Source organism: Cupriavidus ulmosensis (assembly GCF_977008105.1).
Genome location: NZ_CDRMWP010000002.1, coordinates 2,264,528 through 2,278,915 on the forward strand (window position 1 = coordinate 2,264,528; position 14,388 = coordinate 2,278,915).

10 protein-coding genes are annotated in these 14,388 nt (G+C 70.1%); 3 read left to right on the top strand and 7 right to left on the bottom strand.

Features of this window, described 5'->3' with window-relative positions; all coding sequences use genetic code 11:
* Nucleotides 1–54: 54 nt before the first annotated feature.
* From ACWTPI_RS29785 to moaA, 3 genes are read left to right on the top strand one after another with little or no spacing between them, the layout of a single operon-like run.
* Complete coding sequence (locus ACWTPI_RS29785) at nucleotides 55–2,070, top strand: type IV pili methyl-accepting chemotaxis transducer N-terminal domain-containing protein (protein WP_370552797.1); 2,016 nt, start codon at nucleotides 55–57, stop codon at nucleotides 2,068–2,070.
* A gap of 5 nt (nucleotides 2,071–2,075) precedes the next feature.
* Nucleotides 2,076–2,738 (top strand): response regulator, encoded by a 663-nt coding sequence (locus ACWTPI_RS29790; protein WP_059411393.1) that lies wholly within the window; start codon nucleotides 2,076–2,078, stop codon nucleotides 2,736–2,738.
* A gap of 7 nt (nucleotides 2,739–2,745) precedes the next feature.
* Nucleotides 2,746–3,870: a GTP 3',8-cyclase MoaA gene (gene moaA, locus ACWTPI_RS29795; RefSeq protein WP_454733543.1), complete on the top strand. Its 1,125-nt coding sequence runs from the start codon at nucleotides 2,746–2,748 to the stop codon at nucleotides 3,868–3,870.
* Nucleotides 3,871–3,914: 44 nt separating this feature from the next.
* Here the strand turns inward: moaA and ACWTPI_RS29800 are convergent, their stop codons facing one another.
* Genes ACWTPI_RS29800 through ACWTPI_RS29830 form a run of 7 tightly spaced genes read right to left on the bottom strand, consistent with a single transcriptional unit; the run spans nucleotide 3,915 to nucleotide 14,323 of the window.
* Entirely contained in the window at nucleotides 3,915–4,730 is an 816-nt protein-coding gene (locus ACWTPI_RS29800) for a peptidylprolyl isomerase (protein ID WP_454733544.1), read from the bottom strand.
* Nucleotides 4,731–4,740: 10 nt separating this feature from the next.
* The gene (gene narI, locus ACWTPI_RS29805; RefSeq protein ID WP_020206500.1) at nucleotides 4,741–5,487 is read right to left on the bottom strand and encodes a respiratory nitrate reductase subunit gamma; all 747 of its coding nucleotides are present in this window, start codon (nucleotides 5,485–5,487) and stop codon (nucleotides 4,741–4,743) included.
* Entirely contained in the window at nucleotides 5,484–6,164 is a 681-nt protein-coding gene (gene narJ, locus ACWTPI_RS29810; protein WP_454733545.1) for a nitrate reductase molybdenum cofactor assembly chaperone, read from the bottom strand. Before narJ ends, narI begins: the two co-directional genes overlap by 4 nt.
* A gap of 11 nt (nucleotides 6,165–6,175) precedes the next feature.
* Nucleotides 6,176–7,699, bottom strand: coding sequence for a nitrate reductase subunit beta (gene narH / locus ACWTPI_RS29815; RefSeq protein ID WP_454733546.1), 1,524 nt, complete (start codon nucleotides 7,697–7,699; stop codon nucleotides 6,176–6,178).
* Nucleotides 7,700–7,716: 17 nt separating this feature from the next.
* Nucleotides 7,717–11,532: a nitrate reductase subunit alpha gene (locus tag ACWTPI_RS29820; protein WP_454733547.1), complete on the bottom strand. Its 3,816-nt coding sequence runs from the start codon at nucleotides 11,530–11,532 to the stop codon at nucleotides 7,717–7,719.
* Nucleotides 11,533–11,572: 40 nt separating this feature from the next.
* Nucleotides 11,573–13,024: a NarK family nitrate/nitrite MFS transporter gene (locus ACWTPI_RS29825; protein WP_020206495.1), complete on the bottom strand. Its 1,452-nt coding sequence runs from the start codon at nucleotides 13,022–13,024 to the stop codon at nucleotides 11,573–11,575.
* An 18-nt stretch (nucleotides 13,025–13,042) separates the two neighbouring features.
* A complete protein-coding gene (locus tag ACWTPI_RS29830; RefSeq protein ID WP_020206494.1) occupies nucleotides 13,043–14,323 on the bottom strand; it encodes an MFS transporter in 1,281 nt (426 codons plus the stop codon).
* Nucleotides 14,324–14,388 lie beyond the last annotated feature (65 nt).

Sequence of the window (14,388 nt, forward strand, 5' to 3'; positions counted from 1 at the left end):
CCGACTGCGCCCATCCCTATTCCATATCGCAAACCACCCGCCCGGGGCCGCCACATGGTAGACCGCACGCCCCCCGATTCCTTCGCTCCCGCCGTGGAGCCGCCCATCCCCGCGCCGTCCGGCGAGCCCGCCATGCCGGGCCTGCGCCACCGCCTGTCGACGCGCATCGTCTCGCTCTCGCTGGGCGCGCTGCTGATCGTGCTGACCATGATTTCCGGCACGCTGTGGCTGTCCTGGCAGCTCGAAGGCGCGGGTGCCGCCATCAACGACGCCGGCAGCCTGCGCATGCGCGCCAACCGCGTCGCCATCGAGCTGGCCAGGGCGCGCGCCGGCGAAAACCATCGCCTCGACGCCGAGATCGGCGGCATGGACGACACCCTGGCGCGCCTGCACCACGGCGACCCGGCGCGCCCGCTGTTCCTGCCCAGCGCGCCGGCCATCCACGCGCAGCTCGAGCGGGTCACGCTCGACTGGAACCGCCGCATCAAGCCCGACGCCCTCGCCGACCTCGGCGCCGCGCCGGGACAGGCCAGCGCCTACCTGCCCGCGCTGTCCTCCTTCGTCGACCAGATCAACCTGCTGGTCAACATGATCGAGCAGGAAAACACCACCAAGACCACCCTGCTGCGGCTGTCGCAGGCCGGGCTGGCGGCGATGGCGTGCATGGGCACGGTGGCCGTCATCTACCTGCTCTACATCTGGATCATCCTGCCGGTGCTGCGCCTGCAGGACGGCCTGCAGCGCATGGCCGCGCGCGAGTTCTCGCTGCGCCTGCCGGTGGAGACGCGCGACGAGTTCGGCATGCTGGCCGGCGGCTTCAACCGGATGGCCGCCGAACTGCAGGGGCTGTACCAGGACCTGGAGGCGCGCGTGTCGCAGAAGACCGCGGAGCTGGCGCGGCACAACCGCGACCTCACCGCGCTCTACGACATGGCCGCCTTCCTCAACATGCCGAACGGCGCCGAGGCGCTCTGCCGCGGTTTCCTGCAGCGCGTGATGAAGCAGTTCGACGCCGACGGCGGCAGCGTGCGCATGATCGACGCCGAGCACAACCAGCTCCACCTGCTGGTGTCGGCCGGCCTCTCCGCGGAGCTCGAGGAGGCCGAGCACTGCATGCAGGCGGATGCGTGCTTCTGCGGCGAGGCCGCGAGCGAATCGGTGGTGCTGATCGAAGACCTCGGCAAGGGCGCGGCGCTGTCCGCCCGCCAGTTCACGCCCGGCACGCGCTTTCGCTGCGCCGGCGAGGGCCTGCCGGGGCTGGCCGTGTTCCGCATCGAGACCCAGCGCGCGGTGCTCGGCACGTTCTCCCTCCACTTCCGCCATCCGCTGCAGCTGCCCGCCTCCGACGTGCGCCTGCTGGAGACGTTCGGGCAGCACATCGGCGTGGCGCTCGACCACCTGCACCTGTCGGAGACCGCGCGCCAGCTCGCGGTGGTGGAGGAGCGCAACCTCGTCGCGCAGGGCCTGCACGACAGCATCGCCCAGGGCCTGAACTACCTGAACCTGCAGGTGCAGCTGCTGCAGGACGCGGTCGCGCGCGGCGACGTGGACGAGACCCGCGCGCTGGTGCCGCTGCTGCGCTGCGGCGTCGAGGAAAGCTACCAGGACGTGCGCGAGCTCCTGCTCAACTTCCGCAGCAAGCTCGGGCACGGCGAGCTGCGGCAGGCGGTGGAAGACACGGTGGCGCGCTTCCGGCGCCAGAGCAGCACCGAGCTGGCGCTGGTGTTCAACGACGCCCAGGGCGGGCCGCCCCTGCAGCCGGAGCAGCAGTTGCAGGTGCTGTTCATCCTGCAGGAGGCCCTTTCCAATATCCGCAAGCACGCGCGCGCCGCCCACGCCAGCGTGATCGTGCGCAACGGCCGCGCGTTCAGCATGGTGGTGGAAGACGACGGCGAGGGCTTCGACCCCATGACGCCGGCCGGCGACGACCAGGCCCACGTGGGCCTGCACATCATGCGCGAGCGCGCCGCGCGGCTGGCCGCCAGCCTGCGCATCGTGGCTGCGCCGGGCACCGGCACGCGCGTGGAACTCGTGCTGCCGCGCCAGGGCCCGGCCCAACCTCTTGAGTGAATACCATGACCATCCGCATCCTCCTGATAGACGACCACACCCTGTTCCGCTCGGGCGTGCGCGCGCTGCTCGCGCGCCAGACCGATTTCGAGATCGTCGACGAAGCGGCCGACGGCGTGGAAGGCGTCAAGCGGGCCAAGCAGCACCGGCCCGACGTGATCCTGCTGGACCTGAACATGCCGGGCCTGTCCGGGCTCGAAACCCTGAAATTCCTGGTGGAGGACCTGCCCGGCTGCGCCGTGGTCATGCTCACCGTGTCCGAGGAAGCCGAGGAGCTGGCCGCGGCGCTGCGCAGCGGCGCGCAGGGCTACCTGCTCAAGAACATCGAGGCGGAGACCCTGACCAGCGCCATCCGCCGCGCCGCGGCCGGCGAGGCGGTGATCTCGCCCGGCATGACGGAAAAGCTGGTCGCGCAGTTCCGCGCGCCCGCCCCGCAGCCCGCGGCGGCGGCCAGCGCCGGCGACAAGGCCCGCCTGACCTCGCGCGAGCACGAGATCGTGCGCGGCCTGGCGCGCGGCGAAAGCAACAAGGAGATCGCGCGCGAGCTGGGCGTGGCGGAAAGCACGGTCAAGATCCACGTGCAGAACATCCTCAAGAAGCTCAACCTGACCAGCCGCGTCCAGATCGCGGTCTACGCGGTCGAGCGCGGGCTGACCACGCCCGGCTGACCCGGCCATGACCGAAACCGTCATCCCCATCTTCGACCTGCGCGACCATCGCTACCGCTCGATGATGCCCGTCATCCCGGACGTGCTCGCCGCGCCCTCGGGACTGGTTGCCGACACCCGCGGCAGGCCGCTGCACGACCTGCGCATCTCCGTCACCGACCGCTGCAACTTCCGCTGCGTCTACTGCATGCCCAAGGAAGTCTTCGACAAGGACTACACCTTCCTGCCCCACTCCGCGCTGCTCAGCTTCGAGGAAATCGAGCGCGCCGCCCGCCTCTTCGTCGCGCATGGCGTCGAGAAGATCCGCTTGACCGGCGGCGAGCCGCTGCTGCGCAAGAACATCGAGAAACTCGTCGAGATGCTCGCCCGCATCGAGACCCCCGCCGGCAAGCCGCTCGACCTCACCCTCACCACCAACGCCTCCCTGCTCGCGCGCAAGGCCCGCGCCCTGCGCGACGCCGGCCTGACCCGCGTGAGCGTGAGCCTCGACGCCATCGACGACGCCACCTTCCGCCGCATGAACGACGTCGACTTCGCCGTGGCCGACGTGCTCGACGGCATCGAGACCGCCCAGGCCGCCGGCCTGGCGCCGATCAAGGTCAACATGGTGGTCAAGCGCGGCACCAACGACGCCGAGATCGTGCCGATGGCGGCGCATTTCCGCGGCAGCGGCATCATCGTGCGCTTCATCGAGTTCATGGACGTGGGCGCCAGCAACCACTGGCGCATGGACGAGGTGCTGCCCTCGGCCGAGGTGGTGCGCCGCATCCACGAAGCCTTCCCGCTCGACGCCGTGGCCGCCAACTACAGCGGCGAGACCGCCGAGCGCTGGCGCTACCGCGACGGCGCCGGCGAGATCGGCGTGATCTCCAGCGTGACGCGCGCGTTCTGCGGCGACTGCAGCCGCATCCGGCTGTCGACCGAAGGCAAGCTCTACCTGTGCCTGTTCGCCACCGAGGGCCACGACCTGCGCGCGCTGCTGCGCGGCCCGCATAGCGACCTGGAGATCGCCAGCGCCATCGCGCGGGTCTGGCAGGCCCGCACCGACCACTACTCGGAGCAGCGCGGCGACCCCGCCGTGCGGCACGCGCGCGCCGACAGCAAGATCGAGATGTCCTATATCGGTGGCTGAGGAGCGGCGGCTGAGGAGCGGCGGTTGAGGACGACCCGGATGCCCTATTGCACGAGCGGCGTGTCGGCCGCGTCGAGGTCCACCCCTTCGATCACGGCCTGGCCCGCCAGCAGCCGCAGGTACTGGCGCAGCGCCGTGACGTAGGCCTGCTGGCGCATCCGCAGCGCCACCGCGGCGCGCACCGCCTCGAACGGCTGCGCCTCGCCGCGCTCGCGCGCGCGCACTTCCACCACGTGCAGGCCGAAGCGGCTGTGCACCAGCCGCGGCAGCACGCCCACTTCCTGGTGCCCGAACAGCTCGCGCGCGAACTCCGGCGCGCAGTCGCCCGCTTCCAGCCAGCCCAGCTCGCCGCCCTCGGCGCCGCTCGGGCAGTTCGAGAACTCGCCGGCGGCCTTGGCGAAGTACTCGCCGGCCAGCTCCGGGTCCGCGTGGCAGCGCACCTCCACCAGCATGCGCTCGGCGCGCTGGCGCAGCGCGTTGACGTCCATGCCGGGCGTCACCGCGAACAGGATGTGGCGCGCCAGCACGCGCTCGCCGCGGCTGTAGGCGGCGGGGTTGGCGGCGTGGTGGCGCCGGCACGCTTCCTCGCCGGGCTCGGGCACCTGCAGGGCGGTTTCCAGCAGGGCCTCGATCGCGGCGCTGGCCGCCTCGCTGACCACGCCGTCGACGGTGCCGGCGTCGGCCGCGTCGAGCAGCCCGGCGCGCCGGGCCGCCTGGCACAGCAGTTCGGTGCAGGCGCGCTGGCGCAGCGTCTCGGGCGCGAGCGCTTCGCCGCGCGCGTGCAGGGCCTGGCCGTTCACCGACGCGACGGGGGCGACGGGGGCGACGGGGGCGAATGCCGTGGATGTGTGCCCGGTCATGGCGCGCTCCTCAATGCGATTGCCCGGGCTGCGCGCGCCGGGTGCCGCGTTCCTGTCCGGCCGGCAGGTTCAGGCGCCGGCTGCGCACCACCTGATAGGGGCGGAACAGATAGGCCACCGAGGCGAAGCCGCTCCAGACATGGACCAGCCGGGTGAAGGGAAAGACCAGGAACACCGTCATGCCCAGCACCATGTGGAGCTTGAACACCCAGCCCACGCCCTGCATCAGCTCCGCCGTGCCGCCGCGCAGCGTCACGACGCGCTGCGCCCATTCGGCCAGCACCAGCATCATGCTGCCGTCCAGGTGCTGGCCGGACAGCGGTATGGTGCCCAGCCCCAGCGCCAGCTGCACCCACAGCAGCCAGAGGATGGCGATGTCGCCGGGCCGCGAGGTGGCGCGGATGCGCGCGTCGCCCAGGCGGCGATGCAGCAGCAGGCTCACGCCGACGAAGCCGAGCACGCCGGCCACGCCGCCGGACACCATCGCCAGCAGCTGCTTGGCGCCGGCGCTGATGAAATGGCCGTAGACCGCGTGCGGCGTGAGCATGCCGAACAGGTGCCCGAAGAACAGGAACAGCACGCCGACGTGGAACAGGTTGCTGGCCCAGCGCAGTTGCCCGGCGCGCAGCATCTGCGAGGAATCGCTTTTCCACGTGTACTGGTCGCGGTCGAAGCGGATCAGGCTGCCGACCAGGAACACGGCCAGGCAGATGTACGGATACAGGCTGAAGAAGAAGGTGTCGAGGGCGGCAGTCATGATCGCGCTCCGGTGGCGGGTCCGTCGCGGCGGACGAAATGGATGGGCTGCGGCGCGCCGGGCTTGTCCTGGCCGCGCGTGGCGCAGCCGTCGAAGGCGGGCGGCTCGGCCCAGGCTTCGTCGAGCGGCTCCTCGGGCGGCAGGCGCACCGGCTCGACGCGCTCGCCGGCCAGCTCCAGCACGGCGGCGATGGCCGCCCGGTACGGGCTGTGGCGCTGCGCCAGCGCGGCGTGCACGGCGTTGAGGATGTGCGCCATCTCGGCCAGGAACGCGCGCGCGGTGGGCGCGAGCTGGGTGGCGGCGAACTCCAGCACCACCGGCAGGTAGTCGGGCAGCTCGCCCGGGCCCAGCGCCAGGCCGGCGGCCTCGTACATCCGCAGCAGGTCCACCAGCGCCTGGCCGCGCTCGCGCGAATCGCCGTGCACGTGCTCGAACAGGTGCAGCGCGGTGGCGCGGCCGCGGTCGAAGGTGTCGACGTAGCCCGCTTCCAGCTCGTAGGGGTCGCGCTGGCGCATGCCGTCCACCAGCGCCAGCAGGCCGTCGCGCCCGTCGTCGCCGAGCGCGCGGCTGCGCGCGATGCAGTCGCGCAGCGGCGCCAGCGACGCGCGCAGCTCGTCTCCGGGGTAGGCCAGCAGGCGTGCCAGCGCCAGGCAGATCCGCGCATCGAATGGTTTCATGGCCGCGTCTCCTACAGGGTTGCCTTGATCGGAATGGTGCGCCGCTTCTTGCCGCCGAACAGGCTGGTCTCGCTGGTGCCGTCCGAGCAGCCGTTGCCGAACGAGAAGCCGCAGCCGCCGCGCAGGTCGAAGGCGTCCTCGGCGTACTCGCGGTGCGCCGTGGGAATGACGAAGCGGTCCTCGTAGTTGGCGATGGCCATCACCTGGTACATCTGCTCGACCTGCGCCACGCTCAGCCCGGCCTGCTGCAGCGCCGCCAGGTTCTGGCGCCCTTCCACGTGCTTGTCGCGCTGGTACGCGCGCATGGCCAGCAGCCGCTCGAGCGCGCGCACCACCGGCGTGGTGTCGCCCGCGGTGAGCAGGTTGGCGAGGTACTTGACCGGGATGCGCAGCTGCTTCACGTCGGGAATCTCGCCGTTGATGCCGACCTCGCCCGCGTTGGCCGCGGCCGTGATCGGCGACAGCGGCGGCACGTACCAGACCATCGGCAGCGTGCGGTACTCCGGGTGCAGCGGCAGCGCGACCTTCCAGTCCACCGCCATGCGGTAGACCGGGCTGCGGCGCGCACCCTCCATCCACGACTCGGGCACGCCGTCCGCGCGCGCCTGCTCGATGACCTCGGGGTCGTCCGGGTCGAGGAAGATGTCGAGCTGCGCCTCGTAGAGATCGCGGTCGTGCTCCACGCTGGCCGCCGCCTCGATGCGGTCCGCGTCGTAGAGCAGCACGCCGAGATAGCGGATGCGGCCCACGCAGGTCTCCGAGCACACCGTGGGCTGGCCGGCCTCGATGCGCGGATAGCAGAAGATGCATTTCTCGGCCTTGCCGCTCTGCCAGTTGTAGTAGATCTTCTTGTACGGGCAGCCGGACACGCACATGCGCCAGCCGCGGCACTTGTCCTGGTCGATCAGCACGATGCCGTCCTCTTCCCGCTTGTAGATCGACCCCGACGGGCAGGACGCCACGCAGGCCGGGTTCAGGCAGTGCTCGCACAGGCGCGGCAGGTACATCATGAAGGTGTTCTCGAACTGCCCGTAGATCTCCTTCTGGATGTCGTCGAAGTTGCGGTCCTTCGAGCGCTTGGCGAACTCGCCGCCGAGGATCTCCTCCCAGTTCGGCCCCCACTCGATCTTCTCCATGCGCTTGCCGGTGATCAGGCTGCGCGGCCGCGCGGTCGGCGCCGTGACGGATTCGGGTGCCGACTGCAGGTGGTCGTAGTCGAAGGTGAAGGGCTCGTAGTAGTCGTCGATCTGCGGCAGGTTGGGATTGGAGAAGATGCGCATCAGCAGCTTCCACCTGCCGCCCTGGCGCGGCTCGATGCTGCCGTCCGCCTTGCGCACCCAGCCGCCGTTCCAGCGCGCCTGGTCCTCCCATTCCTTGGGATAGCCGATGCCGGGCTTGGTCTCCACGTTGTTGAACCACGCATACTCCATGCCGGAGCGGTTGGTCCAGACGTTCTTGCAGGTCACGGAGCAGGTATGGCAGCCGATGCATTTGTCCAGGTTGAGGACCATGCCGATCTGGGCGCGGACTTTCATCGTCGCTCTCCTCGTTCTCAGGCGATGCCGGGGGCGCCGGCGCGGGCGGGCTCGTCGAGCCAGTCGACGCGGTCCATCTTGCGCACCAGCACGAACTCGTCGCGGTTGGTGCCGATGGTCCCGTAGTAGTTGAAGCCGTAGCTGTACTGCGCGTAGCCGCCGATCATGTGGGTCGGCTTGAGCACCACGCGCGTGACCGAGTTGTGGATGCCGCCGCGCAGCCCGGTGATCTCCGAGCCGGGCGTGTTGATGATCTTCTCCTGCGCGTGGTACATCATCACCATGCCGGGCTTGACGCGCTGGCTCACCACCGCGCGCGCGGCGATGGCGCCGTTGGCGTTGAACAGCTCGACCCAGTCGTTGTCGACGATGCCGGCGCGCACCGCGTCGTCCTCGGACAGCCAGACCACCGGCCCGCCGCGGTTGAGCGTGAGCATGATCAGGTTGTCGGTGTAGGTCGAGTGGATGCCCCACTTCTGGTGCGGGGTGATGAAGTTCAGCGCGATCTCCGGGTGGCCGTTGGGCTTTCGGCCGCGCATCTCGTCGACGTTCTTGAGGTTGATCGGCGGCCGGTAGCTGACGAACCCCTCGCCGAAATCGCGCATCCACGGATGGTCCTGGTAGAACTGCTGGCGCCCGCTCAGCGTGCGCCACGGGATCAGCTCGTGCACGTTGGTGTAGCCCGCGTTGTAGCTCACCTTCTCGCTCTCCAGCCCGCTCCAGGTCGGCGACGAGATGATCTTGCGCGGCTGCGCCTGGATGTCGCGGAAGCGGATCTTCTCGTCCTCGCGGTGCAGCGCCAGGTGCGCATGCTCGCGCCCGGTGATGCGGCCCAGCGCCTCCCATGCCTTGACCGCGACATGGCCGTTGGTCTCGGGCGCCAGCATCATCACCACCTCGGCGGCGTCGATGTCGGTGTCGATGCGCGGCAGGCCCTGCGTGGCGCCGGGCTCGTCGACCGTGCCGTTGAGCTCGCCCAGCGCCCGCACCTCGCTTTCCGTGTTCCAGCCGATGCCCTTGCCGCCGTTGCCGATGCGGGTCATCAGCGGCCCCAGCGCGGTGAAGCGCCGGTAGGTGTTGGGATAGTCGCGCTCCACCACGCTGATCTGCGGCGCGGTCTGGCCGGGCAGCAGCTCGCATTCGCCCTTCTTCCAGTCATGCACGCCGAACGGCTGCGCCAGCTCGGCGGGCGTGTCGTGCATGAGCGGGGTGAGCATCACGTCCTTCTCCACGCCGAGGTGGCCCGCGCAGACCTCGCTGAAGACCCGGGCCAGGCCCTTGTAGATCTCCCAGTCGCTGCGCGCCTGCCAGGCCGGGTCGACCGCGGTGGAAAGCGGATGGATGAACGGGTGCATGTCGCTGGTGTTGAGGTCGTTCTTCTCGTACCAGGTGGCGGTCGGCAGCACCACGTCGGAGTACATGCAGGTGGTGCTCATGCGGAAGTCGAGCGTGACCAGCAGGTCGAGCTTGCCCTCGGGCGCCTGCTCGTGCCAGCGCACTTCCTCGGGATGGGCATGGTCGGGCCCCAGGTCGCGGCCCTGCACGCCGTGGCTGGTGCCGAGCAGGTGCTTGAGGAAATATTCGTGCCCCTTGCCGGACGAGCCCAGCAGGTTGGAGCGCCACACGAACATGTTGCGCGGCCAGTTGGCCGGTTGGTCGGGGTCCTCGCAGCTCATCTTCAGCGTGCCGTCCTTGAGCGACTGGACCACGTAGTCGCGCGTGTCCAGCCCGCGCTGCTGCGCGTCGCGGTGCACCTGCAGCGGATTGGTCTGCAGTTGCGGCGCCGACGGCAGCCAGCCCATGCGCTCGGCGCGCACGTTGTAGTCGATCATCGAGCCGCCGTGGCGGGCCGGGTCGGCCAGCGGCGAGAGGATCTCGCCCACGCCGAGCTTCTCGTAGCGCCACTGGTCCGTGTGGGCGTAGAAAAAGCTGGTGGAGTTCATCTGGCGCGGCGGCCGGATCCAGTCCAGCGCGAACGCCAGCGCGGTCCAGCCGGTCTGCGGGCGCAGCTTTTCCTGGCCCACGTAGTGCGCCCAGCCGCCGCCGCTCTGGCCGATGCAGCCGCACAGCATCAGCATGTTGATGATGCCGCGGTAGTTCATGTCGCAGTGATACCAGTGGTTCATGGCCGCGCCGATGATGACCATCGACTTGCCGCGGGTCTTGTCGGCGTTCTCGGCGAACTGCCGCGCCACCGCGATGACCTGCTGGCGCGGCACGCCGGTGATGCGCTCCTGCCAGGCCGGGGTGTAGGGCGCATCGTCGTCGTAGCCGCCGGTGGCGGCCGTGCCCGGCTGCTCGCCCGGCAGCCCGCGCGCCACGCCGTAGTTGGCCGCGAGCAGGTCGAACACCGTGGCCACCAGCGTCCCGCCCTGCCCGCCTTCCTGCCCGCCATCCTCGCGCAATGCCAGCCGCACCGCCGGCACGCGCCGCGCGATCACGTCGCCGGCGGTCTTGCTGGCGGTGAAGTTGGGCGTGTCGATGCCGCCGAAATACGGAAAGCCCACGTCGACGACCTCGTGCGGCTGCGCGCCGTCCTCCAGCACCGACAGCTTGAGCCTGACCGCCTCGCCGTGGCGCGCCTCCTTGTCCTCCAGGTTCCAGCGGCCGGCGTCGGGCCTGCCGTCCGGGCCCCAGCGAAAGCCGATCGAGCCGTGCGGCAGCGCGACCCGGCCCTGGTCGTCGAAGCCGACCGTCTTCCATTCGGGATGGTTCTGCTGCGCCAGGCCGTCGGCGAAGTCGCTCGCGCGCACGTAGCGGTCCGGCACCAGGATCGTGCCGCCGCCGGGCAGCGTGCGCGCCTTGAGCGCGACCAGCATGGGCAGGTCCGTGTAGCGGCGCGCGTAGTCGTCGAAGTAGGCGCTGCGCCGCGCGAAATAGAACTCCTTGAGGATGACGTGGCCCATCGCCATCGCCAGCGCCGCGTCGGTGCCCTGCTTCGGGTGCAGCCACAGGTCGGCCAGCTTGGAGACCTCGGCGTAGTCCGGCGTCACCGCCACCACCTTGGCGCCCTTGTAGCGCACCTCGGTGAAGAAATGCGCGTCCGGCGTGCGCGTCTGCGGCACGTTGGAGCCCCAGGCGATCAGGAAGGTGGCGTTGTACCAGTCGGCGCTCTCCGGCACGTCGGTCTGCTCGCCCCAGGTCTGCGGGCTGGCCGGCGGCAGGTCGCAGTACCAGTCGTAGAAGCTCATGCTGACTCCGCCGATCAGGCTCAGGTAGCGGCTGCCCGCGGCGTAGCTGACCATGCTCATGGCCGGGATCGGCGAGAAGCCGATCACGCGGTCGGGGCCGTGCCGCCGGATGGTGTATACGTTGGCCGCGGCGATCAGCTCGTTGACCTCGTCCCAGGTGCTGCGCACGAAGCCGCCCAGGCCGCGCTGCTGCTGGTACTCGCGGCGGGCCGCGTCGTCCTCGACCACGGCGGCCCAGGCGTCCACCGCGCTGCTGGCCACCGCGCGCGCGGCGCGCCAGTGCTTGAGCAGCCGCCCGCGCACCATCGGGTACTTGACGCGGTTGGCGCTGTACAGGTACCAGGAATAGCTCGCGCCGCGCGCGCAGCCGCGCGGCTCGTGGTTGGGCAGGTCGGCGCGCGTGCGCGGGTAGTCGGTCTGCTGGGTCTCCCAGGTCACGATGCCGCCCTTGACGTAGATCTTCCACGAGCACGAGCCGGTGCAGTTGGTGCCGTGGGTGGAGCGCACGATCTTGTCGTGCTGCCAGCGGTTGCGGTAGGCGTCCTCCCAGGTGCGGTCCTCGCCGGTGGTCTGGCCGTGGCCGTCGGAGAAACGCTCGCGCGTCTGGCTGAAATAGGTCAGGCGGTCGAGGAAATGGCTCATGGCGGGGCTCCGGTCTCGGTTGTGCGGATCGCGCGCGTGCTCAGCACGGCATCTCGGCGCCGCGGCGCCCGTAGTACCACCAGGTGATCGCCACGCACAGCAGGTAGAACACGACGAACACCCACAGCGCCGCCTCCGGCCCGCCGGTCGCGGCGATGGCGGTGCCGTAGCTCTTGGGGATGAAGAAGCCGCCGTAGGCGCCCAGCGCCCCGGCGAAGCCCAGCGCCGCCGCCCCTTCGGTATTGCCTTCCTTGATGGCGCGGGCCTGCGCCTCCTCGCCGGCGCCGTCCACCTCGCGCAGCTTCTGGTTGAGGAAGATCACCGGGATCATGCGGAAGGTCGAGCCGTTGCCGATGCCGGTGGTCAGGAACAGCACCAGGAACATCAGGAAGAAGCCGGTGAAGCTGCCCTGCGCCGGGCCCGCGGCGAGCGCGTAGCCGCCCGCGCCCTTGGGCAGGAAATACAGCACCCCCACCACCGCCAGCGCCATCACGGCGAAGTTCCACAGCGTCACCGAGGCGCCGCCGAGCCGGTCGGCCAGCCAGCCGCCCACCGGGCGGATCAGCGCGCCGAGCAGCGGCCCCAGCCACGCGTAGGCCAGCGGGTTGATGTCGGGGAACTGGCTCTTGATCAGCAGCGGAAAGCCCGCCGCGAAGCCGATGAACGAACCGAAGGTGCCGAGGTAGAGCACGCACATCAGCCAGTTGTGCTTGCGCCGGAAGATGGCCGCCTGCGCGGCGAACGACGCGCGCGCGTCGGCAATGTCGTTCATGAAGAACCACGCCGCCAGCGAGGCCAGCGCGATCCACGGAATCCAGATGTAGGCGGCGTTCTGCGCCCACACCTGGCTGGCCTGGCCGCTCTTGCCGACGATGGTCTGCGGGTCGCCGCCGAAGATGCCGAGGATGCCCACCGTCACCACCAGCGGGCTCAGGAACTGCACCACCGAGACGCCGAGGTTTCCCAGCCCCGCGTTCACGCCGAGCGCCGAGCCCTTGTGCTCCTTGGGAAAGAAGAAGCTGATGTTGGCCATGCTGGAACTGAAGTTGCCGCCGCCCAGCCCGCACAGCAGCGCCAGCAGCAACATGGTCGGGTAGCTGGTGGACGGGTCCTGCACCGCGATGCCGATGCCGATGGCGGGCACCAGCAGCGACGCGGTGGAGATCGCGGTCCAGCGGCGCCCGCCGAACAGCGGCACCATAAAGGAATAGAAGATGCGCAGCGTGGCGCCCGACAGCGCGGGCGCGGCCGCCAGCCAGAACAGCTGGTTGGTCGAGTAGCGGAAGCCGAGCTGCGGCAGGTTGACCGCCACCACGCTCCACAACTGCCAGATCGCGAACGCCAGGAACAGCGCCGGCACCGAGATCCACAGGTTCAGCTTGGCGATCGCCTCGCCCTCGCGCTCCCAGAAGGCCCGGTCCTCGGGCGTCCAGATGGTCAGCACGCGGCCGCCGCCGGCGGGCTTCGGGGTGTCTGCTGCGGTTCGGATCATTGCCGTCTCCTGGCGCGCTCAGGGCCGCGCCGCCATGCCCGCGCGCGCGCCGTGCGGGCCCATCATCTCGGTGCGGCGCACCTCGGTGAAGTACATCCAGATCAGGGATACCCACACCACGCCGTACATCAGCATGAAGGCGCTCGAGCGCACCCCGGTGACGTCGACCAGCACGCCGAACAGGATGGGCAGCACGAAGCCGCCCAGCCCGCCGGCCAGGCCGACGATGCCGCTGATGGCGCCGATGTTGTCCGGGTAGTCGTCGCTGATGTACTTGAACACGCTCGCCTTGCCGAACGCGAAGGCGATGCCCAGCACCGCCAGCAGCGCGGTGAAGGCATAGACGTTCAGGCCCAGCCGGAAGCTGCGGGCGCCGTCCACCGCGGCCACCGTGAATTCCGTGCGCGGGTAGCTCAGCAGGAACAGGCAGACCCAGCACACCCACAGCACCCACCACGTCACGCCGTGCGCGCCGTAGCGGTCGGCGAGCCAGCCGCCCGCCGCGCGCAGGACGCCGCCAGGCAGCGAGAAGCAGGCCGCCAGCAGCGCCGCGGCGGACAGCCCCAGGCCGTACTCGCCCACGTAGTACTGCACCATCCACAGGCTCAGCGCGACGTAGCCGCCGAAGACGATCGAGTAATACTGGCAATACTTGAGCACGCGCGGGTCCCGCAGCGCGCGCAACTGCTCCCGCAGGGAGGCGCCGCCGCCGGCGACGTGGGCCGGGTCGTGCGCGCTCAGCAGCCAGAACAGCAGCGCCGTGCCGAGCAGGATGGCCGCGTAGGCGCGCGGCACCATCGCCCAGCCGAAGCTCATCACCAGCGCCGGCGCGATGAACTTGTTGACCGCCGCGCCCGAGTTGCCGGCGCCGAACACGCCCATCGCGAAACCCTGCCGGCTTTTCGGGAACCAGCGCGCGACGTACGGCGTGCCGACCGAGAACGAGCCGCCGGCCAGGCCGACGAACAATCCGGCCAGCAGGAAATGCCAGTATTGCGTGGCGTAGGACATCAGCCACACCGGCGGCACGCAGGCCAGCATCAGCACGAAAAAGACCACGCGCCCGCCAAAGCGGTCGGTCATGAAGCCGAGCGGCACGCGCACCAGCGAGCCGGTCAGCACCGGCACCGCGGTCAGCAGGCCGAACTCGGTGGCGTTCAGCCCGAGGGTCTTGCGGATCGGGATGCCGATGACGCCGAACATCATCCAGACCATGAAGCACACGGTGAAGGCCAGCGTGCTTGCCGCCAGCACGCGGATGGCCGGTGCCGCGACCCGGTCCCGTTGCGATAGCGCCATGCCGCCCCCCCCCTGTCTTTCGCCGGATTTCAATCTAGGCGCCGGCGGCGCGGCGCGACATAGGT

What these genes read in the sequence shown, in the direction of transcription:
- ACWTPI_RS29820 (WP_454733547.1), bottom strand. Translation starts at nt 11,532, where the DNA reads ATGAGCCATTTCCTCGACCGCCTGACCTATTTCAGCCAGACGCGCGAG.
- ACWTPI_RS29830 (WP_020206494.1), bottom strand. Translation starts at nt 14,323, where the DNA reads ATGGCGCTATCGCAACGGGACCGGGTCGCGGCACCGGCCATCCGCGTG.
- narJ (WP_454733545.1), bottom strand. Translation starts at nt 6,164, where the DNA reads ATGAAACCATTCGATGCGCGGATCTGCCTGGCGCTGGCACGCCTGCTG.
- ACWTPI_RS29800 (WP_454733544.1), bottom strand. Translation starts at nt 4,730, where the DNA reads ATGACCGGGCACACATCCACGGCATTCGCCCCCGTCGCCCCCGTCGCC.
- narI (WP_020206500.1), bottom strand. Translation starts at nt 5,487, where the DNA reads ATGACTGCCGCCCTCGACACCTTCTTCTTCAGCCTGTATCCGTACATC.
- narH (WP_454733546.1), bottom strand. Translation starts at nt 7,699, where the DNA reads ATGAAAGTCCGCGCCCAGATCGGCATGGTCCTCAACCTGGACAAATGC.
- ACWTPI_RS29825 (WP_020206495.1), bottom strand. Translation starts at nt 13,024, where the DNA reads ATGATCCGAACCGCAGCAGACACCCCGAAGCCCGCCGGCGGCGGCCGC.
- ACWTPI_RS29785 (WP_370552797.1), top strand. Translation starts at nt 55, where the DNA reads ATGGTAGACCGCACGCCCCCCGATTCCTTCGCTCCCGCCGTGGAGCCG.
- moaA (WP_454733543.1), top strand. Translation starts at nt 2,746, where the DNA reads ATGACCGAAACCGTCATCCCCATCTTCGACCTGCGCGACCATCGCTAC.
- ACWTPI_RS29790 (WP_059411393.1), top strand. Translation starts at nt 2,076, where the DNA reads ATGACCATCCGCATCCTCCTGATAGACGACCACACCCTGTTCCGCTCG.